We start from the raw sequence: 524 nt of genomic DNA, 5'->3' as shown, positions 1-524 counted from the left end.
CCGAAGCGCAGCTGGACCGGTTTCTGGTCCAGATCGATGTGCCCTATCCCGACCGCGCGACCGAGCGCGACATCCTGATCGCGACCACCGGCGAAGCGGAAGACGAAGCCACACAAGTGTTCGGCGCTGGTGAACTGCTGGATGCGCAACGGCTTCTGCGGCGCATGCCCGTGGGCGATTCCGTGGTGGAAACCATTCTCGATCTCGTTCGGGCATTCCGGCCCGATGGCGAAGATGTCAGCAGCAAGGTTCGCGATACCGTCGCATGGGGCCCCGGCCCCCGCGCGGCACAGGCGCTCATGCTGGCGGTCAGGGCCCGCGCCTTGCTGCAGGGGCGGCTCGCACCCTCGGCCGAAGACGTGTTCGACATGGCGCATCCCGTGCTCATCCACCGGATGGCGCTGAATTTTGCCGCACGCGCACGGGGCGACAGCCTGCGCGACCTGATCAGTGAGACCGCGACCCAGCTCACCGGGGCAAAGGCCGCGGCGTGACCGGCACCCCCGCCCAAGAGGAGACCGCGC

1 protein-coding gene is annotated in these 524 nt (G+C 68.1%); it reads left to right on the top strand.

Annotation, left to right across the window (positions count from 1 at the left end; translation table 11 throughout):
• Positions 1-494 (top strand): AAA family ATPase (locus tag A3764_RS20885; RefSeq protein ID WP_150122358.1); only part of this gene is annotated, 494 nt, incomplete at its 5' end.
• Positions 495-524: the final 30 nt, after the last annotated feature.

Origin of the sequence: Sulfitobacter sp. HI0129 (genome assembly GCF_001635395.1) — a bacterium.
Lineage (GTDB): Bacteria > Pseudomonadota > Alphaproteobacteria > Rhodobacterales > Rhodobacteraceae > Sulfitobacter.
The sequence above is the reverse complement of the archived record's forward strand: the minus strand, read 5'-3'. Positions and strand labels throughout refer to the sequence as shown.